The sequence below is a fragment of the Marinilactibacillus sp. XAAS-LB27 genome (assembly GCF_036039175.1).
Taxonomy (GTDB): domain Bacteria; phylum Bacillota; class Bacilli; order Lactobacillales; family Carnobacteriaceae_A; genus Marinilactibacillus.
In genome coordinates this window covers 109478-129974 of the sequence record NZ_JAYXKP010000002.1, presented here as the reverse complement: position 1 = coordinate 129974, position 20497 = coordinate 109478, and the positions used below count along the sequence as shown (strand labels likewise).

20 protein-coding genes and 1 tRNA gene are annotated in these 20497 nt (G+C 36.8%); 17 read left to right on the top strand and 4 right to left on the bottom strand.

The window, feature by feature from the left end; all coding sequences use genetic code 11:
- Window positions 1-31: 31 nt before the first annotated feature.
- The 4 genes from VXN63_RS04285 (at window position 32) to VXN63_RS04270 (ending at window position 3132) form a co-directional block, all read left to right on the top strand.
- Window positions 32-1747 carry a Na+/H+ antiporter NhaC family protein gene (locus VXN63_RS04285; RefSeq protein ID WP_327756738.1) on the top strand — a complete coding sequence of 572 codons (1716 nt, stop codon included), beginning with the start codon at window positions 32-34 and terminating at the stop codon, window positions 1745-1747.
- 115 nt (window positions 1748-1862) lie between these two features.
- On the top strand, window positions 1863-2372 hold the full coding sequence (locus tag VXN63_RS04280) for an O-acetyl-ADP-ribose deacetylase (protein WP_327756737.1): 510 nt from the start codon (window positions 1863-1865) through the stop codon (window positions 2370-2372).
- A 16-nt stretch (window positions 2373-2388) separates the two neighbouring features.
- Complete coding sequence (locus VXN63_RS04275) at window positions 2389-2937, top strand: DUF305 domain-containing protein (protein WP_327756736.1); 549 nt, start codon at window positions 2389-2391, stop codon at window positions 2935-2937.
- Complete coding sequence (locus tag VXN63_RS04270) at window positions 2938-3132, top strand: YwbE family protein (protein ID WP_225743638.1); 195 nt, start codon at window positions 2938-2940, stop codon at window positions 3130-3132.
- 62 nt (window positions 3133-3194) lie between these two features.
- On the opposite strand, the gene VXN63_RS04265 is transcribed toward VXN63_RS04270, so the two are convergent.
- Both VXN63_RS04265 and VXN63_RS04260 read right to left on the bottom strand, forming a co-directional pair.
- Window positions 3195-4097, bottom strand: a complete 903-nt coding sequence (locus VXN63_RS04265; RefSeq protein ID WP_327756735.1) for a DUF368 domain-containing protein — start codon at window positions 4095-4097, stop codon at window positions 3195-3197.
- Window positions 4098-4240: 143 nt separating this feature from the next.
- Window positions 4241-5764, bottom strand: coding sequence for a ClC family H(+)/Cl(-) exchange transporter (locus tag VXN63_RS04260; RefSeq protein WP_327756734.1), 1524 nt, complete (start codon window positions 5762-5764; stop codon window positions 4241-4243).
- A 232-nt stretch (window positions 5765-5996) separates the two neighbouring features.
- Here VXN63_RS04260 and VXN63_RS04255 point away from each other — a divergent pair, with 232 nt between their 5' ends.
- The 4 genes from VXN63_RS04255 (at window position 5997) to VXN63_RS04240 (ending at window position 9261) form a co-directional block, all read left to right on the top strand.
- Entirely contained in the window at window positions 5997-6278 is a 282-nt protein-coding gene (locus VXN63_RS04255; protein WP_327756733.1) for a DUF503 domain-containing protein, read from the top strand.
- Window positions 6279-6325: 47 nt separating this feature from the next.
- Window positions 6326-6934: a hypothetical protein gene (locus VXN63_RS04250; RefSeq protein WP_327756732.1), complete on the top strand. Its 609-nt coding sequence runs from the start codon at window positions 6326-6328 to the stop codon at window positions 6932-6934.
- A 30-nt stretch (window positions 6935-6964) separates the two neighbouring features.
- Complete coding sequence (locus VXN63_RS04245) at window positions 6965-7846, top strand: DegV family protein (RefSeq protein WP_327756731.1); 882 nt, start codon at window positions 6965-6967, stop codon at window positions 7844-7846.
- Window positions 7847-7989: 143 nt separating this feature from the next.
- The gene (locus tag VXN63_RS04240; protein WP_327756730.1) at window positions 7990-9261 is read left to right on the top strand and encodes a mechanosensitive ion channel; all 1272 of its coding nucleotides are present in this window, start codon (window positions 7990-7992) and stop codon (window positions 9259-9261) included.
- Between the two features lie 65 nt (window positions 9262-9326).
- On the opposite strand, the gene VXN63_RS04235 is transcribed toward VXN63_RS04240, so the two are convergent.
- Window positions 9327-10655: a sodium-dependent transporter gene (locus VXN63_RS04235; protein ID WP_327756729.1), complete on the bottom strand. Its 1329-nt coding sequence runs from the start codon at window positions 10653-10655 to the stop codon at window positions 9327-9329.
- Between the two features lie 558 nt (window positions 10656-11213).
- Here VXN63_RS04235 and VXN63_RS04230 point away from each other — a divergent pair.
- From VXN63_RS04230 to VXN63_RS04205, 6 genes are all read left to right on the top strand, one after another.
- Window positions 11214-11477: a hypothetical protein gene (locus VXN63_RS04230; protein WP_327756728.1), complete on the top strand. Its 264-nt coding sequence runs from the start codon at window positions 11214-11216 to the stop codon at window positions 11475-11477.
- A 266-nt stretch (window positions 11478-11743) separates the two neighbouring features.
- Window positions 11744-12595, top strand: coding sequence for a metallophosphoesterase (locus VXN63_RS04225; protein WP_327756727.1), 852 nt, complete (start codon window positions 11744-11746; stop codon window positions 12593-12595).
- A 21-nt stretch (window positions 12596-12616) separates the two neighbouring features.
- A complete protein-coding gene (locus tag VXN63_RS04220) occupies window positions 12617-13624 on the top strand; it encodes a Gfo/Idh/MocA family protein (RefSeq protein ID WP_327756726.1) in 1008 nt (335 codons plus the stop codon).
- An 81-nt stretch (window positions 13625-13705) separates the two neighbouring features.
- Window positions 13706-14026 carry a PTS sugar transporter subunit IIB gene (locus tag VXN63_RS04215; RefSeq protein ID WP_327756725.1) on the top strand — a complete coding sequence of 107 codons (321 nt, stop codon included), beginning with the start codon at window positions 13706-13708 and terminating at the stop codon, window positions 14024-14026.
- Window positions 14027-14621: 595 nt separating this feature from the next.
- Window positions 14622-16385, top strand: a complete 1764-nt coding sequence (locus VXN63_RS04210) for an ABC transporter ATP-binding protein (protein ID WP_327756724.1) — start codon at window positions 14622-14624, stop codon at window positions 16383-16385.
- The gene (locus tag VXN63_RS04205; protein ID WP_327756876.1) at window positions 16382-18142 is read left to right on the top strand and encodes an ABC transporter ATP-binding protein; all 1761 of its coding nucleotides are present in this window, start codon (window positions 16382-16384) and stop codon (window positions 18140-18142) included. Before VXN63_RS04210 ends, VXN63_RS04205 begins: the two co-directional genes overlap by 4 nt.
- Window positions 18143-18199: 57 nt before the next feature.
- Here VXN63_RS04205 and VXN63_RS04200 read toward each other — a convergent pair.
- A tRNA-Arg gene (locus VXN63_RS04200) sits at window positions 18200-18273 on the bottom strand.
- A gap of 140 nt (window positions 18274-18413) precedes the next feature.
- Between VXN63_RS04200 and VXN63_RS04195 the strand changes: the two genes are divergently transcribed.
- From VXN63_RS04195 to VXN63_RS04185, 3 genes are all read left to right on the top strand, one after another.
- Window positions 18414-19079 (top strand): hypothetical protein, encoded by a 666-nt coding sequence (locus VXN63_RS04195; protein ID WP_327756723.1) that lies wholly within the window; start codon window positions 18414-18416, stop codon window positions 19077-19079.
- A 75-nt stretch (window positions 19080-19154) separates the two neighbouring features.
- Complete coding sequence (locus tag VXN63_RS04190; RefSeq protein WP_327756722.1) at window positions 19155-19577, top strand: OsmC family protein; 423 nt, start codon at window positions 19155-19157, stop codon at window positions 19575-19577.
- 140 nt (window positions 19578-19717) lie between these two features.
- The gene (locus tag VXN63_RS04185; protein ID WP_327756721.1) at window positions 19718-20476 is read left to right on the top strand and encodes an alpha/beta hydrolase; all 759 of its coding nucleotides are present in this window, start codon (window positions 19718-19720) and stop codon (window positions 20474-20476) included.
- Window positions 20477-20497: the final 21 nt, after the last annotated feature.

Genomic DNA, 20497 nt, shown 5'->3' with positions numbered 1-20497 from the left:
CAAATACAGTGAAAATGGAGATTGAAGACAGATGAAAAAGCACTTAACATGGAGTTTGATACTCACAACCATCTTTCTGTTTTTACCTCAGACGGTACATGCAGAAGAAGTACAATCAAGTTTAGCAAATTCGATCGGCTGGATAACGTTGATCCCACCAATTATTGCAATTATTCTTGCGTTTGTAACTAAGAATGTGGTTTTATCATTATTTGTTGGTATCTTTTCCGGAACCATTATCATGCAATTCTACAATGATACCAATATTTTAATGGCAATCTTTAATGGCTTTATGGATATAGTGGATTATATTCTGAATTCACTAGCAGATCCTTGGAATGCTGGGATTATTCTACAAGTTATGACGATTGGTGGTCTAATCGCTTTGATCACGAGTATGGGTGGTGCACAGGCTGTAGCGGAAAGTTTGGCTAAAAAAGCCAAAGGCCCAATTAGCGCGCAGATGATCACATGGGCGCTAGGAATTTTGATCTTCTTCGATGATTATGCGAACGCACTAATTGTTGGACCAATCATGAGACCAGTATCTGATAAAATGAACATTTCAAGAGAAAGACTGGCTTTTATAATCGATGCTACTGCAGCACCGATAGCTGGGATTGCACTGGTTTCAACTTGGATCGGGTACGAAGTTGGTCTAATCAATGATGCGTATCAATCTATCGGTCAAGAAGTGAATGCATACGGCGTATTTCTTCAAACGATTCCTTATCGTTTCTACAATATTTTGATGCTCCTTTTCGTAGTGGTGACCTCTTTAACACTTAGAGAATTTGGTCCAATGAAAAAAGCACAAGAAAGAGCCAGAGACACCGGATTATTGGTAGATGAAACTTCCGAAGTTGAAACAGGAGACGAAGAACAAGAAGTTTTGGATAAAGATAAAGCTTCTATCTGGAACGCATTGATTCCAATTGGAAGTCTGATTGTATTTAGCTTCCTAGGATTCTATATGAATGGTCGTTCAGAAATTCTTAGTGGAGACAATAGTATGCTTGCGCAAACCATTATAAACTCTCCATTATCTTTTGAAACGATTAGAGAAACATTCGGAGCTTCTGATGCGTCCATTGTACTGTTTCAGGCAGCTTTGATTTCAAGTATTATCGCTTTAGTTATGGGTGTTACACAAGATTTATTCAATTTCAGTAAAGGGATTGAAATTTGGGTAAATGGGATGAAGACATTAATGATTACGGGCGTTGTTTTATTACTTGCTTGGTCATTATCAAGTGTTATGAACGAATTGGGAACAGCTGATTACCTTGTTTCTTTACTAGGTGATACCTTACCTCCAGTTTTACTGCCTTCAGTGATCTTTATCTTGGGTGCAATCATATCGTTTTCAACAGGGACTTCTTATGGAACAATGGGTATCCTGATGCCGCTTGCTATACCACTAGCAACGGCCTTACAACCTGGAAATCCAGACTTTGTCATCATGTCTGCAGGTGCTGTATTAACGGGAGCGATATTTGGAGATCATAGTTCACCAATCTCTGATACAACGATTTTGTCTTCTATGGGTGCTGGATCTAACTTGATTGATCACGTGAAGACGCAATTACCTTATGCACTAGCTGTTGGTACGATTTCGATCGTATTCGGATATCTTCCATCCGCAATGGGATTGAACATTTGGATCATACTACCAATCACTTTTGCAGCAACGATCGCAATGGTGTTCATTCTTGGTAGGAAAGTCGATACAACAGAGCAGAGTTAATGAGTTAAATTGAATACCTAAAAGCTTAGCCTTCAATTGGCTAAGCTTTTTATTTGCACAAGGATTCTATTGGTATTAGGATTAACAAAGAGACCTTATAATAGGAGGGCATATCATGAATGGAACAATCCAAGTATGGCGTGGAGATATTACAACACTAACTGTCGATGCCATTGTCAATGCAGCGAACTCTTCGCTTTTAGGTGGTGGAGGAGTAGATGGTGCAATACACAAAGCGGCGGGGCCGCAGCTGTTAGAAGCCTGCAAAAAACTGAATGGAGCTAAAACAGGTGAAGCTAAATGGACAAAAGGATTCAACCTTCCGTCAAAATACGTGATTCATACAGTCGGTCCAGTTTATAAAAAGGGTTCTAGTGAAGTACAAAGGCAACTAGCAGCTTGTTACGAGAATGCTCTTGATATTGCAGAAAAACAAAGCATTCAATCCATTGCTTTTCCTGCAATTAGTACAGGGATCTACGGGTATCCAGCAGAAGAAGCAGCAGAAATAGCAGTTGAAACGATCAGACGAAAACTAGAAAATTCTCCTATAGAGATTGAAGTAACGCTCGTTGCTTTTGATGAGAAAACAAAACAGTTATACAAAAAGCATTTAGAAAAATAAAGTGAGGAGAATAACTATGAGACAGTATTTGAAATTTGGACTGATGATTCTGACATCTACAGTCGTTATGTATGCCATGATGTTTTTGAACGTATTCGAATTCGATCATGTAAGATTCAGTCAAACTAGACTCTTTATGGCTATGATGATGGGATCCGTTATGGCTTTTATTATGATGCTGTTTATGTGGAAAATGTATAAAAACAAGAAACTAAATAAAATCATTCTAGCTGCTTCAGTTTTTTTATTTGGGGTTTCGTTGTGGCTTGTAAGAAGCCAGCAGACTGTGGACGACACTTCATGGATGAAAGCAATGATTCCGCATCATTCGATTGCAATTTTAACAAGTGAACGTGCACAAATAACTGACCCTAGAGTTCGAGAGCTTGCAGATGGTATAATAGAAACGCAAAGAGAAGAAATACAGCAAATGAATCAATTGATTAAGTCTCTAGAAGAACAAGAAGACGAAGAAGAAAGTTCATCAAAGGCCCAAAAGTCAACTGATTTTACGAACCAAGCTGTAATGGACTCAACAATATCAAATAAGAATGGAATGGATTAAATGGATGGAAAGAAAAGAGATACGATTAAAATCGGCGCATTAGTCGATATCGTTTTAAAAAAAGACCAAAGATCAGGAAAGCTGACGAGAGGTCACGTCAAAAGAATATTGACGAACAGTCCGCAGCATCCTCACGGAATTAAAGTGATGCTGGAAGAACAAGATCAAGTCGGAAGAGTACAAGCTATTCTATAAAAAAACACTTGCGGGAACCGAGAATCAGTAGATTCATATCGGTACCTAGCAAGTGTCTTTTTTTATTCTGAAGTATCTTCTGTATTTCCTAAAGCGAATGTCAACAAGAAACATCCAATTCCTAAAACAACGGTCAATAGATAATACCAGATAGATCTACCAGATTGTAAGTCTGGAATTGCGCTCGTATTTGTTAAAATTGCGATTGGAGAAGCCACGACTAAACCTAAAATACTTGCATACGTAAAGGTTGGTTTCGTTTTGAAAAAGTAATCAATGGCTTTACTAATCAAGATAATTCCAATAAGCATACCTAATGCATAAGCACCTAAAAGAGTGCCAAAGGGTAGCAATGTGCTCATATCAAATGAAGAAAGGGCTCCAGTAAACTGATTGATCGTGTAAATCACAGCATAATAGTAACCAAGAATCAACATCAGTAAAGAACCACTCACACCAGGAATGACCATTGCTGCAGCTGAAATCACGCCTACAAAGAAAAGTGCTAGCAAGTGACCGAAAGTCAGTGAAACCGTTTGTCCAGTAGCGCCACCAGTTTCAGCGAATGCCATCCAAGCAACGATTGCAAAAAAGATCAAGAAGAAAAGTAGATGCAACAGATTCATTGATTGTTTTTCTTGGACCATACTTTTCTGGAAAGATCTCCAGAGAATCGGTAATCCACCTAAAATCAGACCAATAAAAGCGACTGCTGTAGCAAGCGTATACCTCACGAGTAGCATCTCGATAAAATAAGAAAAACCAGCTATTCCAAGAATAGCCCCAATAATTAGTGGACCAATGATGCGCGCACTTTTTTTGAATTCACTTTTTAAATGAGTTACTGCATGTATAACATCATCATATATCCCGAAAGAAACAGCCATTGTACCACCTGAAACACCTGGTATCACATTTGTGATCCCAATAATTATACCTTTAATTATCATCCATATGTATTGCATAACGATCTCCTTTTTTGTTTAAATACATTGTTCGAATATCCTAATACATTCTAGCATATTTTATAAGTTAAAGTTCAAAGAAATTATAAACTTTATAAATGAATAAAAAAGGATAAGATCTCTGACTGAAGAGATCTTATCGTCTAATTGTGTTTGAGTAAATAGTTTCTAAGACTAGGAACCAAGCCGCTATCGCATTGGATAATCAATTCGTCATTAGCTTGAAGCACCGTATCCCCTCCTGGAATAAAAGTTTCTTTATATCTGGAAATTTCAACGAGTTGTGCGTGTTCCGGTAAATTGAGATCCTTGAAAGCTAACCCATCAAAAAATTGATCGGCTTCTACAATTATGGTCACATCTACTTTTTCACCGTTTGGTTTAGATTCTAGTTGTTTCGTAGCATTTTCCATTAAGCGTTCATATAAAGACTTTGAGCCTAAAAAATTTGCTACAACATACGTACAAAGACAAACCAAGCTCAAAGGCATCAATTGACTTTCAGTTCCAGTGATTTCTGCAATCAAAATGATTGACGTCAAAGGAGCTTTAATCACTGCAGTCATGAGGCCACCCATTGCGTACATAATAAAATTTTGGTAATAAATCGAGTCAATGCTAGAATAATCCAACGCAAGATTACCATAAATAGCGCCCACTAAAGCACCTATACAGAGAACTGGAAAGAAGATTCCCCCTGGTAGTCCAGAAGAATAAGACACTAGGGAGAAGATGAAACGGAATAAAAAGATACCTATCAGCAATAAAGTTGACAAACGGTTCGTGTCGATAATATCTATGATATCTGTTCCGCCGCCAAGCATAGTCGGCAAATACAAACCGACTGGTATAACGAGTAGAAACGGGATCAAGCCATGATAATGAGGAGGAAATGGTAACTTATTGTATAAAGTGGGTAAATGAATTAGAACCTCTTGATAGATTCTACCAACAATAGCTAATGCACTCCCTAAAATGACTAAGTGTAAATAGTGCTCAACCGGGAATCGAATGGCCGTTTCTAGACTTAGAGCAGGTTCAATTCCAAAAATGCGCAGTGCAACAAAGTTCGCAACAATAGATGATGTAAAAGCCGATAAAAGTAATGTGCCGGAAAACTTATGGTGTACTTCTTCAAGGATGAACATCACGCCTGAAAGAGGTGCATTGAATGCAGCTGATAAACCTGCACTTACACCTGAAGAAATTAGAATATTTTCTTGCGAACGATTTCCTTTGAAAAAGCTGTTAACACCTTTACCGATGACACCACCTAAATGAACAGACGGACCGCCTCGACCTAACGCGAGTCCAGAGCCAATCGATAGACTGGCACCAATCAATTTCCGCCAAAAAATAGAAAACCAATTTATATCACTGATACCGTAAAGTTGGCTTTCGAGGTTGCGGACACCAGCCCCCTTGATATCTGGTTCATCACGAATGAGTCTAGCGACAACTAGTGCTACAACTAAAGAAAAGAGGATCCAAGCAAGAATCCAGGCGGGATTTAATCGCATAAAATCATAAGCATCTCGCGTATAGGTCACTAGTAGGCCAATTGTAAAACGAAACAAACTAACTACAATACCTACAACCGTACCCACAGCTACACCTTTCGCAACGAAGGAGATTTTGTTTAAGTCAAAAGATGGATGGATTTTCATAAAAAGCTCCTTCAAATAATATAGGTACTATAGAAGATACTGAATTTGATCTTAAATATCAAGTTATTCATTTTTATAAGAAAGAACAAGATACGATAAAGAAGCTACACTGGTAAAAGCCAGACTGAATTTTATTAGAATAACAGAATATGGTATGATAATATAGATGGAATATTTTACCTAAGAGCCGCTGTTAAATAATAAAAATGACAATCTAAGAGGTGAATGACAAATGAAGTTAATGGGAATCGAACTGACTATTCTGATTTATGATGCTTACTCTCTTAAAGACAAGCGAAGTGTCGTTAAAAGCATATTGAAAAAGGTATCCAATCAGTTTAATGTAAGTGTAGCAGAAACTGATGAATTAGATACGCAAAATAGAGCAGTCATCGGGTTTGGTATCGTAGGCAATAATAGTGTGCTTTGTGAAAAAATTCTGAATCAAGTCATAGAGTATATAGAAGCCAACTACGAAGTCGAAATCACAGATATTGATCGATTAGCTTACTAGTCAGAACAAGTTAAGTTAAATGAATAGAAGCAAAGGATGAAGTAAAAGTGAGTAAACAAGTAGCATTTCCAATAATCAAGAAAGCAGTTTGTTCTTCTTTGAGTGAAAATCTGAATAACTATACAAAAGTACAATGTGAAACGTTAGCCAGTGAACTAAAGGTAGAAACCAAAAAGAGCTGGAAAAAAGACCAATTAATTCAAGTATTGGCTGAATCTATCCAGAAACAATTTAGTCAGTTTTATAAACCAGTTGTTGAAGATTTACTTAGCCAATTTGGTGATCAAGTAGAACAGGCATTGGGGTTTCAGAATGTGAAACAAATAGAAGTCCTTGCGCCGCTGATCACTAAAGGATTTTTCTTTGTTTACCAGCAAAAAGAGATGCTCGTACTTGTCATTCCAGATGAAATCTGGACAGCTTTATGGCATGACGAAGAAGTAGAAGAAGTGAGTTTCGAAATTGACAGTAGCTTACTGGTCGAAGCACAAGCAGAAAAAGAAGAAGTATCAGACTATGAAATCTTGAAGAAGTGGAAAGAAAATGCAATACGTATTTACGGTCATGCATCATCTGTCTATTTCTCTACGATTTGGAACAAGTACTACGATGAAAAGTTAACTTCTGAACAAATTGATGATATATTAAACCGTTAAACAATTAACTGAAAGAAAGGTGTGAGACCAATGATAAAAGTCATTATTGATTCTGGTATCGATCAAAATGTATTTATGAAACAAGAATATACCTATGAATTTCTGCCTCTTAGTGTCATCATTGAAGATAAAGATTACTTAGATCAGAAAGAGATTTCGTTGGAACAAGTCCACGAACATATGAGTAAAGGAATTTTACCAAAAACCTCTCAAATTACGCCTCAATCTTTATTGGAGCTGCTAGATGAAGCAAGAAAAAATCGAGATGATGTTTTGTACTTGTGTATTTATAGTCAGTTCTCAGGAACCTTTCAAGTTGCTCATTCACTCATTAATGAATACAAAGTGAATCATCCCGAAATGAATGTTGAATTAGTAGACTCTCTAGGAGGATCAGGTGGAGGTGCGTTGCTAGCGTTTCAAGCCTTAGAAATGGTCAAAAGTGGGATGCAGTTTGAAAAAGTCGTAGATCAAACTCGTAAAAATACTAAGCATATAAAATATCATTTCACTTTGAATGACTTAAATTGGTTGGTAAAGGGTGGTCGTTTATCTAAAGTTGCAGGTGTAGCTGGGACAGCTTTAAATATAAAACCGTATTTAACAGTGGATCATACCGGAATCATTGTTAAAAAATTGGTTCGTGGTAAAGAAAGAATTTATAAGCGAATTATTCAGGATGTAAAAGAAGGTGTTGGGACGTTTGATGATCAATTAGTGACAATCAGTCATGTAAATGATATCGAAGCGGCTGAAAAGCTAGAAGCTATGATTAAAAAAGCATTACCAAATGTCACTACACAAATTTTAGATATTGGTGCTGTACTGGCAGCGCACTTAGGTATTGGTGGAGTTGGCGTATTCTACTTTGATGAAAAACCAGAACATTACCAATATATCGATAAAATATAAGGACTTCTTAAGAGTCGATTAGCTGAAAACTAAAGCTGATCGGCTTTTCAATATGCATTAGAAATGCATATTGTTTGTCAGAAATTCAATCCCTGTATATACTTAGTAGTAGTAATCAAATAAAAAGTAAAGGGGATAACATTATGAACAACATGACGAACACAGTTCAAGATGGTTTTAACACATTTTTGAACTTCTTGCCACAGTTGCTACTAGGTATAGTACTTATTATTGCTGCTTGGATTGTAGCGACACTTGTAAGCAAGGCAATTTCTAAAGGGTTAAAAGCAATCGGTATCCAGAAACACTTCCAGAAATGGGGTGCGACAAATACAGAAGAGCAATCACATACTTTGATTGATACGATCAGTAAAATTGCATATTATCTTGTATGGGTATTATTCTTGCCAGGTATCTTCTCAACTTTCGGGTTAGAATCAATTGGTCAGCCAATCATGAATATGATTGACACGGTATTGAGCTTCATTCCGAATATCATTGCCGCAGCTATTGTATTGATTTTAGGTGTATTTGCCGCTCGATTTGTTAAGAATCTTGTCTATAATTTAGGACTTGCAGCAAATATCGATAAACACCTTTCTAAGTTGACTGGAAACAATACAGACGAAGCAGAAATCGAGAAAAATAAAGGGACATTAGCATCCGTTCTAGGTAACATTGTTTTCTTCTTGATTTTAATTCCGATTATCTTAGTAGCACTAGAAGTGTTGAATATTAATACAATTGCTGAACCAATTAGCGCAGTATTAAATACAATTCTAGCGTCTATTCCAAATATTCTAGTGGCAATCGTTCTAATGATCGTTGGATTTGCTCTAGCAAAATTTGCTGGAATGATTCTAACAGATCTATTGAAAAGCACTGGAATCAACAAATATTCAACTTATCTTAAAAAGTCTAGTAACGTGAACATTGACCTTGCAAAAATCATTGGACAAACAGTTGCTGTACTAATTGGTTTATTCTTCTTAGTAGAAGCATTGAATGCCTTGAACCTTGTTATGTTAAACGCGATTTTAAGCGTCGTTATCGGATACGTACCAAACGTATTGTTCGCTGCGATTATTATCGGTCTTGGTTTCATTGGTGGACAATTACTTTCATCAGGAATCAAGAGTGCAACTGGAAGCTTACTAGCTGGCCTATTAACTAAATACATTTTGATCGTATTCTCGATCTTTATGGCGTTAGACCAACTGAACTTTGCTTCTGATATTGTACAAGCAGCCTTCATCTTTATCATTGGTGGACTAGCTGTAGCATTTGCTTTATCGTTTGGTCTTGGAGGACGCGAGTTTGCTAAGAAACAACTTGCCCGCCTTGACAGTAAAATTGATGAAGAAGCAAATAAATCAGGTAATGAAAACAGTAAGAATCCAACAGATTCACTATAAAAAGCAAAACAAAAAGGCTGATCACATATTAATGTGGTCAGCCTTTTTTCTGTCTATTGATCTTATTACCAGTTCAACATTCCAAATACTAAAATGATTAGAATAGCTATTGGCGCAACATATTTAGCAAAGAACAAGATTGCTGGAGCAAAAGCGTTACCTTTTAAATCAGTGTGTTCGAGTAGTTCATCTGATTTCCAAGACCACGTACCGTAAAGGGCAATGATCAAGCCACCAAGTGGTAACAATAGGTTACCGGAGAATTTATCCATAAAGTCCAGGAATGAATCTCCAAATACTTCAATAGATACAGCACCTTGGCTTAATGAAGAAGGAACACCTACTAGGAAAATCACAAATCCGATACCCAAAGTAGCAATCTTACGAGAAACACCAAGTCTACGGATTAGATAAGCAACAACAACTTCTAGAAGTGAAATGGCTGAAGATAGAGCAGCTAATGCCAACAAGACGAAGAAGGCCACACCTACTACAGCCCCGATCCCACTAATGTTTTGGAAGATAGTCGGCAATACAACAAACACTAGACCAGCACCTTGAGTAGGGTCTAAATCAAAAGCAAATAGAGCAGGAAATACAACGAGTCCAGCGATAATCGCGAATAAAGTATCAAGTATAATAATATAAGCAGCTGAAGAAGTAAGCGTTTCTTTAGGGCTTAAATAACTCCCATAAGTCAACATGATTCCCATACCAAGACTTAATGTGAAGAAGGCTTGACCAACGGCTGCAAAATAAACATTAGGGTCTCCAAAAGCCGACCAGTCAGGATGGAACATAAAAGTCAATGCTTCACTAGCACCGCCGAGCGTCAAACTATATCCAGCTAATAAAATTAAAAGAATACTTAGAATGGGCATCATCCATTTGGAAGAAGTCTCAATCCCTTTTTGAACACCAAGCATAACGATAGCTACCGTCACACCCATGAACAGGAATTGCCAGCCAATTGGTTCAATAGGTGACCCGACGAATTCTCCGAAATAGTCCCCAGTATTTCCTGAGACACCTCCAGTGAGGTAAGAAAAAATATATTTAAATGACCAACCACCGATAACTCCGTAGAAGGAAAGAATGACGAAAGCCGCAAGCACACCCATTCCTCCAGCAACAACCCAGAAAGACTTAGGCGCTAATTTCTTGAAAGCATCAATGGCATCTGTTTGAGCGCGACGACCAATTGCAAATTCAATCAGCATAACTGGGAAACCGATAATCAATACACTGAGTAGATAGATAATTAAGAAAGTAGAACCTCCACCTGCACCCATTGCATAAGAGAATCTCCAGATATTTCCTAACCCAACAGCCGAACCCATTGCTGCTAAGATAAACCCCCAACGGGATCCCCATTGTTCACGTTCTTTTTTCATAGTTAATCTCCTTTAATAAATGATTTAAAATCAGTTACCGAATGACAGTAAAGTCCTTGCGGAAAATTATTATAAAATAATGGCAATAAGATAAACTGATTTCTCATTAGTCTACGTTATAAAATGAGAGAAATCAATATAATTATCTAATTAATATCATAACCATTTATAATTAAACGATGAAGGCGCTTTAACCGTGATAAGCTCTGTAAGACGGTTAATATACTTAAGTAAATGAAGTTTAATAGCATTTCACTTAAGAAAAGTGAATATTAAAATGATTTATATGAATTAATCCATTATGAATATTTGTAATTGTGTATCTATTGACAATCATTTTATCTAGCGTTCTCATTTTTTATTAATGTTTATTATATTGTAAATTAGACGGAAATTTGACGAATACTATTTTTGGTAGCTGAGTTCTTAATTTTGACACAGACAGATGAAAAAGGTTGCGGTATAATCTTTTAATATCATAACTATTGTTCTTGAAATTCGGAAATATTAAACAGTTAATAGAAGATCAATATCATCATGAAGGAAGGCAATCTCACTATGCAAAATCAACAGAGAAAATTTATATATGTACTGGAATCTGTGTCAGAATCAAAAGAACTGTGTATCGAAGATTTTGAGGTTCTTGAGAATGCAGATGGAGAGATTGATGTTCCGCTAGACTCAGTGCTTAAGAAACACCATATGAAACTAGAAGACTTGTTTGAAATGAAAGTAGACAAAGTTTTGTTGATCGAGAAAGCTTGTTCAGATCGTAAATTGATTAGAAGCATTTCTTTTGAATTTCTTAGATTGAATAAATAACATTTTTTAAAAGTCGATCTAAATGAATCTAGGCCATACCTATTTGTACGCAGAGGGGGTTGGTCTTTTTGTTTTAGAAAGGATGAATTCAGCTTTGCTAAGAAGATTCTTGTAACAAGTTCTGAACCGATAGCCTTTAGCTTTTATGGTATAATAAGAACAACGTCAGAGCTGAAAAATATTCAGTAAGCTGTCGAAAGAGGTTTCTCTTCATATAGAATAAATATGATAAGATGAAACGAAGATAGCGTAGGAGGAAAAGATAGATGGAATGGTTGTTAATTTTGATTGTACTGGTTTTTGGTCTAATAGTTTATCTTTATTTACAAAATTATTATTTGGATGTTGATGAGTATACAGTAACCATACCGAAGCTACATAATAATATTAAAGGAAAGAAAATCGTACAGATTTCCGATACACATCTCAAGCTAAGATATAATGTGGGATATGTGAATCATATCGTACAAAAAATAAAAGCTCAAAACCCAGATATAATCGTTATTACAGGGGATTTAGTTCAATCAGAGCAGTCTGATTTAGATAATATTCCAATTCGAAAGCTTTGTGAAGGGTTAAGTGCAATCGCACCAACTTATATGGTAACCGGTAATCATGATATTCAGACAGTAAATTTTGAAGATTTAACACATATATTGGATAGTTCTAACGTAAGGTTACTTTTAGATGAAGCAGAATGGGTCACTTTCAATGAAGAAGAAGGTGGAATTGTTCTAATGGGATTAGCAGAACGTCCCAAAGATGAAGAAACTCCCAAACCTATATTAAAATATATAGAGTTGACCGCTGAAATGAGTAGACAACCTAAAATTTTACTTGCGCATCGTCCGGAACATTTTAAAGAATACCTAGATGATAAAACAAAAGCACCAAGTTTAACGCTATCTGGTCACACGCATGCTGGTCAAATGAGAATACCATTCATCGGAGGCGCCATTGCTCCAGGACAAGGTTTATTTCCAAAATTTGATTATGGCATCTTTTCAGATGAAGAAGATCAGTCTAAAAGAATGATCATCAGCAGAGGTCTTGGTAATTCTAGTTTTCCTTTCAGAATCAACAATCGTCCAGAAATCGTCGTAATCACTTTAACTTAAAAAAGAAGAGGAATGAATGGGATGTCAAAATTACAACTTGGTATTATTGGAACGAGTCATATCAGTGAAGTATTCGTTGAAGCAGCACTAGAAACGGGGAAATACGAACTATGTGCAGTGTATTCAAGATCTCTAGGTAAAGCAGAAACCTTTGGGAAACCTTATCATTCTAAAGAAGCCATGGATAATTATGATGCATTCATTCACCATCAAGATATTGAAGTGTTATATATCGCATCCCCTAATAGCTTGCATTACAAGCAAACGATAGATGGTCTAAAGGCTGGCAAGCATATTATCGTTGAGAAGCCTGCCTTCACAAATCCCGACCAATGGGAAGAGGCGAGCCGAATTGCTGAAGAACAAGGCGTTGTGCTAGTTGAGGCGGCAAGACATATTCATGAAGAAAACTTCAACAAAGTTAAAGAAGAAATCCAGAATCTAGAAACGCTTCACGGCGCGACATTAACGTATATGAAATATTCTTCAAGATATGATTTGGTGCTAGAAGGGGAAGAGCCAAATATTTTTTCAACTAAGTTTGCAGGTGGAGCTTTAATGGATTTAGGTATTTACACACTATATGCAGCAGTAAGCTGGTTTGGTGAGCCAAAAGAGGTCTACTATTTTGCTCAGAAGATTAGAACAGGTGTAGATGGCAAAGGAACAGCGATACTCCGCTACACTAATTTTGATGTTACTTTAATATTTGGAAAGACCGCTACGTCTACATTACCAACAGAAATTTATAGTGTAGAAAAGACATTGAGAGTCAACTCAATTGTAGGTATTGATAAACTAGAAGAAATCAGTACGAAGGATTCAAGCATAAAAGAAATTAAGATTCATCCGGCCGCGGAAAATACCTTGTTTGAAGAAGCAAGAATCTTTGCAGATGTCATTCACAGAATAGAAGAACCAGAAACAAAAGAACGCCTTAAAAAATGGACGGAACTTGGAAAAGCCGTTAACCGTACACTCTTCAAACTTAGAAAAAATGCTGATTTATCCTTCGATGATGAAAAGTAAGTTGGGTGATTGATTAAAAGTGGTTTGTTCTATACAAATCTGACACTTAATCAATCAAGGAGATTTAAGGAGGGGTCAAATATGACAAAAGTATCTATCTTACTCATATGTGCGACAGGAATGAGCACGACTATGCTTGTTTCAAAAATGAAGAGAGCTGCTAAAGAGCAAGACTTAGAAGTATCAATTACGGCAGTATCGGCGAACGAAGCAGCGACGCAATTTGGTTCTAGAGAATTAGACATGGTACTGTTAGGACCACAAGTTCGTTATATGAAATCTAAAGTACGTAAGCAACTTCAAGGATCAAATGTAGCTGTAGAAGTCATCGACATCAAAGATTACGGTAAGATGAATGGTGAAAAAATTTTATCTGACGCTTTGAGCTTAGTCAATCCTTGATGAGAAGATATCGAATAGAATAAAGCCCTTACTTACTCACTTTTCAGACCCCAAGTAAGTAAGGATTTTTTTTTGATTCAAACTATAACTAATTGTAAAAAGAGACGATTTTAACTTTTTTCGAAAAAGATTAGAATTAAGGGTTGTATTTGATTTTAAATTTCTGTATAGTAATTTTTGACAAGAGATTTATTTGAACATACTAGTATGTCAACATTTATCTCGAATTCACATTACATAGAAAAGGAGGGGCTGTACGATGAAAAATTTAATTATAGATCAAGTACAGCAAAGTCAAATGACATTATACGTTAATATATTACGACCAAAAACCTCCTTTTTCAAAGTAGAATGGTAAATGATTCTTGTAGATTAGATTGTCAGTGTGCAATCTAGTGATCTCAAGAAACACACATAGTTGCCACAGTCTATTTCTCATAGTGAGGGGTAGACTGTGTTTTTTTATGCGTAATAAAACGCTTTCGCACTTATGACGTTCAGAAATCAAGAGTTATAACTTTGAAGTTGATTCACCATTGCGCGTATAAAAAGACAAAGCCATTCATATTTTGAAAAAGGACGAAAGGATGAATTTATGTTTGATGTAATCAAGAAATTGAAATTTTTCTTTAAAGAAAATGCCTTACAATATACGCTATCGTTTATTGCCTTAGGGTTAGGAAATTTGTGTGCTGTACTCATTCCCAATATTGTCGGAAGAATGATTGACGATATCGTAACAAATGTTATGGATATGCAGAGACTTCAGTTTTATGTGATCAGCTTCATCGCTTTGATCATATTGACATATTTGCTCGATTTCTCTTGGGTATATGGATTGTTCTCTGGAGCTTATAAGTTACAGAATCAGATGCGTAGTAAAATGATGCGCCATTTGTTAAGAATGAGAGCACCTTATTTTGAAAAATTTAGAACCGGAGATTTAATGGCAAGAGGAACTCAGGATATCCGTTCTCTAGCAGACACTGCTGGATACGGAATGGAGGTTTTAATGACTTCTACCGTATACTTGAGTATCTTAATCACGATGATGGGGGTATCGGTAAGTTGGGCACTCACTGCAGCGACAATTTTACCGATGTTGCCAATGATTTATGTATTTAGAAAAAAAGGTGCTGAAATTGATGAACGCTATGAAACAGCACAAAAGTCTTTTTCTAAAGTAAATGAAGATGTTCTGGAAATGGTCGATGGCACAAGAGTGATTAGAGCTTATGTCAAAGAAGAAGATTTTATCCAGAAATTCAGAAAACAGACAGAAGATTTATATAATAAGAATAATCGCGTTGCAAAAACAGGTGCGGTATTCGGTCCAACGGTTAAATTCTTTGAAGCACTCAGTGTTGTGATTGCGCTTAGTTACGGTGCCTATCTAGTGGCTTCAGGTGTATTGACGCTTGGAAACATGATTGCTTTCCAGTTATACCTCGGGATGACGATCTGGCCATTGATTGCTGTGTCGGAACTGATTTTGATTCTTAGACAAGGGAGTGCTTCCATGCGCCGTGTCGAGGAAATCTTAAATGCAACGGATGGACTCGACTTAAAAGGGGAAGAAACGATCACTGAAGTAGAAGATATCAAATTCAATCAATTTGACTTCCGTTACACTTCAAGCGAATCGGTCAACCTAGAAAATCTGGACTTGGACTTAACTAAAGGAAAAATGCTAGGAATTGTTGGTAAAACAGGATCTGGTAAAACGACGTTAATTCGTCAGTTATTGAATCAGTATCCTGCAGGAACAGGATCATTTGAAATGGGTCAACATGCTTATGCGCATTATCAAGATCCTGAACTCAGAAGAATGATTGGATACGTTCCGCAAGACCACGTCTTATTCAGTCGAAGTGTAAGAGAAAACATCGCCTTCGGTAAAAAAGGGGCGAACGATGAAGAAATTATGAAGAGTATCCGAGATGCTTCATTTGAAGAAGATTTAAAGAAAATGGAACATGGATTAGATACAATGATCGGTGAAAAAGGGATGTCGATTTCTGGTGGGCAGAAACAAAGAATTTCTATCGCTCGTGCCTTGATAAAAGATCCGCAAATTTTGATCTTAGATGATTCACTTTCAGCAGTCGATGCAAAGACAGAGCAGAATATCATCTCAAATATTCAACAAGTAAGAGCAAACAAAACGACAATTATCACAACGCATAGACTTTCAGCAGTCAAACAAGCGGATGAAATCATTGTGATGGATAATGGTCGTATTGCAGAACGCGGTACACACGAAGAACTGATTCAGCAAAAAGGCTGGTATTACGAACAGTTCTTGCGCCAAGAAGTGAAATCAAAAGAAGCTATAGACGAGGAAGGAGAGGTGAAATAATGAAGACAGTTAAAAGACTCCTCTCATATATGAAGTATTTTAAATGGCAATTTGGTATCGGAATTTCGTTACTACTATTTTCAACGATTACAGATTTAGGTGCCCCTATCATTGCACAAAGAATTATTGATAATGTGATTACACCAGCTGCAGAAACAGGAGAAGCTTTTGGAGATACACTATTGCAATTGGTTCTGATTTATGCAGCATTAATGCTTTCAACAGCCGCTTTCCGTTATTTCAGTCAAATTATTCGTATGAAAGCTGCTAACGGATCAGTAAAGATGATTCGAGATCAAGTTTACGAAAAGGTACAAAAATTACCTGTTCAGTATTTTGATAATTTACCAGCAGGAAAAGTTGTGGCAAGAATCACGAATGATACAGAATCATTGCGTCAGCAATTTTACGTAACCGCAATTGGCCAAGTTTTAATGAACATCATGTATGTGATTGGGACCTTTATTGCCATTACATTGTTTAACCGAATACTTGGTTTAATCCTGTTGGTCCTGATTCCAATTATGTATTTCTGGGCAAAATTTTATAGTAAATTTGCGGGTGAGTTCAACCGTAGAGAGCGTGATTTGAATTCTGAAGTGAACGCAAAATTCAACGAATCCATTCAAGGCATGTCGATCATTCAAGCCTTTGAGCAAGAAGAGAAAACAGATAAAGAATTCTCTAAAATTAATGATGAATGGTACGACGTTATGAAGAAATACGTCATCTTGGATGCAAGTTCTCAATTTACCATTGCGGATTTCTTACGTAGAATTACTTTACTCGCTTTAATGGTTTACTTCAGTACGCAATACATTAATGGAGCACTTGGAATCTCGGTTGGTATGCTATATTTGTTCAGTGATTATATCTCCAGACTTTATGAGCCAATCAAAGGAACCATTCAACAAATGACTTTTATCCAACAAGCAGTTGCTGCGGGTGAAAGAGTCTTTGAATTGATGGATAAAGAGCCAGAAGAGAATGCTACAGAAAAAATGACGATGAGTAATGGTCGCGTTAAGTTTTCTAACGTAGGCTTTGGTTACAGTGATGAGAAAAAAGTTTTGAAAACTATTCAATTCACTGCTGAACCAGGAGAAACGGTTGCTTTAGTTGGACATACAGGTTCTGGTAAAAGTTCGATTATGAACTTATTGTTCAGATTCTATGATCCTCAAGAAGGGTCGATTGAAATCGATGGACAAAATACGAAGCTCTATTCAAGACAATCCGTTAGAGAGAAGATGGGTATCGTCTTGCAGGATCCATTCTTGTTCACAGGAACCATCTTATCTAATATCACACTAGACAATCCTGCAATTTCTAGAGAAACAGCAATGAAAGCATTGCAAGATGTTGGTGGTGACGATATGCTCAGTAAATTCGAAAAAGGACTAGATGAACCTGTTGTAGAAAAAGGGAGCACCTTAAGTTCCGGTCAACGTCAGCTGATTTCTTTTGCGAGAGCCTTAGCCTTTAATCCAAAGATTTTGATTTTGGATGAAGCGACGTCTTCTATTGATACAGAAACAGAAGATATCATTCAACATGCTATGGACGTATTGAAAGAAGGCAGAACGACGTTTATTATCGCTCACCGTCTATCAACGATTCAACATGCGAATCAAATTCTTGTATTAGACCAAGGTGAAATTATTGAACAAGGAGACCACGATTCACTTCTTGAACAAGATGGTTCTTACGCTGAAATGTACAAAATGCAGAAAAAAGGTCAGAAAATGGTTTCTTAATCGTTAAAAAACGCGCCTAGACAATTAATGTCTAAGCGCGTTTCTTTTTTACATATACGACTCTAGAGGGAATCGAACCCACGACCTAGTGCTTAGGAGGCACTTGCTCTATCCTACTGAGCTATAGAGTCAGTTTTAAACGAACGAACTTATTGTACTATGGAAATTTAGTTGATACAAGCTATGCATTGACTACAAGAGTTTTCTCCACAAAAATTTTCACACGATAAAAAGGCTTTCTGTTATAATGAAAGAAAAAAAGGATGAGTGGATGACAATCATAAAACGCCTATTTGGCGCTTCAATACTAGCAATTTTACTAGCAGGATGTGGAAATGAAACGAGCGAAACAGAACAAGTAGAACAATCGGCTCAAGAAACAAAAGCAGAAACAAATACGGAAAATCAGGCAACTGAGACGGAAGTTGAAGAAGAGACTAGTAATGAAGGCAGTATAGAAGTGGACAAAGGACTTTTCAGTACAGAGCTGACACTGCCTGCAGAATTATCGGAGACTTTTGAACCAGATGAACTGGCTTTGGAAGAAGCGAACATCACTCAAAACGAGGATGGAACAGTGACCATAAAAATGTCTAGGTCTCAACACCAAGGTTTGCTAGACGAAATGAGAGAAACCATCACTGATTCAGTGGAAGAGTTAAAAACGGATGAAAATTTTCAGTCTTTTAAAGATATAGAGTACAATAATGATTTTAGCGAATTTTCAATTATCGTAGACAGAGAAGTCTATGAATCAGGATTTGATGGCTTTGGGATATTTGGATTAGCGATTCAAGCGCTTTACTATCAAGTGTTTGAGGGGCGAAATCCAGAGGAGTTATCCTCAACATTTGAAGTTCAAGATGAAGCTACAGGTGAAGTGTTTAGTACAATTGTTTATCCAGATGACTTGGAAGATAGTTTAGATCTGGAGTAGAGTCTGTATTTTACTATAGAAAAGTAAGAGCGTATTATTTATAATGTAAGTAGATTCAAGAGATGGAGTGAGTTTATGAAGGTTTCAACAAAATGGGAAGGCAATCTTGCCTTTACAATGAACAATAGTAATGGAAAAGAATTGAAAATGGATGCAGGGGAAGCTGCTGGTGGAGAAGGATCTGGTGTTTCACCAATGGAAGCTGTTCTCGGCGGTTTGGCAGGATGTATGGGCATTGATATGTATATGATTCTTAAACCTTACCAAGATAAATTAGAACGAATTGAAATCGAAACAGATGGCGAAAGAAATGAAGAGCCACCTAAATATTTTAAGAACATTCTGATTATCTTACACGTGGACGGGGACGTTCCAGCCAGTAGAGTCTGGCGCGCTATTAAACTGAGTGATGAAAAGTATTGTTCTGTAGCCAATTCACTTAAAGCTGAGTTAACATACAAATTGATTTTAAATGGTGAGCAAGTAGAAAAAGAATAGTTGATTATAGTAGAGACCTTTCACAGTTTAAAGTCAGGAAGGTCTTTATTTTGTTTAAGAAAAGCAAACAGATACTATTGCTTTTTAAATTGTAAACGCTTAATATAAAATACAGCATGTACAACATAGGAGGAATACTATTGGCAGTTATATACGGAAATATTCAATCTGAAAGACTGATGCGAAAAGTTCCATTCGCAGCAATTTTACCATCAGAATTCGAAAACGACGAGAAAGTCGAACCGTTTAAGACCCTCTACTTACTTCATGGCTGGAATGATGCCTTTGATGCCTGGATTAACAACACAAGGATCGTTGAACTGGCTACAAAATACAATATCGCAGTGATCATGCCATCTGGTGAAAATAGCTTTTACGTTGACCTTGAGAATGGTAGCTACTACGGGCAATATATTGGGGAAGAACTCGTTCGAATAACAAGAGGCATGTTCAACTTATCTCATGAATTTGAGTCTACTTGGATTGCAGGCTTATCTATGGGAGGTTATGGTGCTTTGAGAAATGGTTTATACTACAACGAAACCTTCTCTAAGATTGGAGCACTTTCCAGTAAAATCCTTCAGTCCCAAGAAAGAGATCATGATCTCACGGAAGAGAATCGAATGAATCAAGCCATACAGTTTATTATTGGAGCAGAAACCTACCAAGATATGGAACGGGATAAAGACATCTTTTCTTTAGCTAAAAAGAACTCGATACCGGAACTATTTATAGCCTGTGGAACAGAAGATTTTATTTACCGTGAGAGTCTAAATCTGCATAACTACTTAAATGAGTTGAAAATAGATCATATCTATAAAGAGTCACCTGGCGATCATTCATGGAGTTTCTGGGATCATTACATTGAACAAGTGATTGAATGGATGGTTAGCGACTGAAGTCGATAAATCAAAAAACGA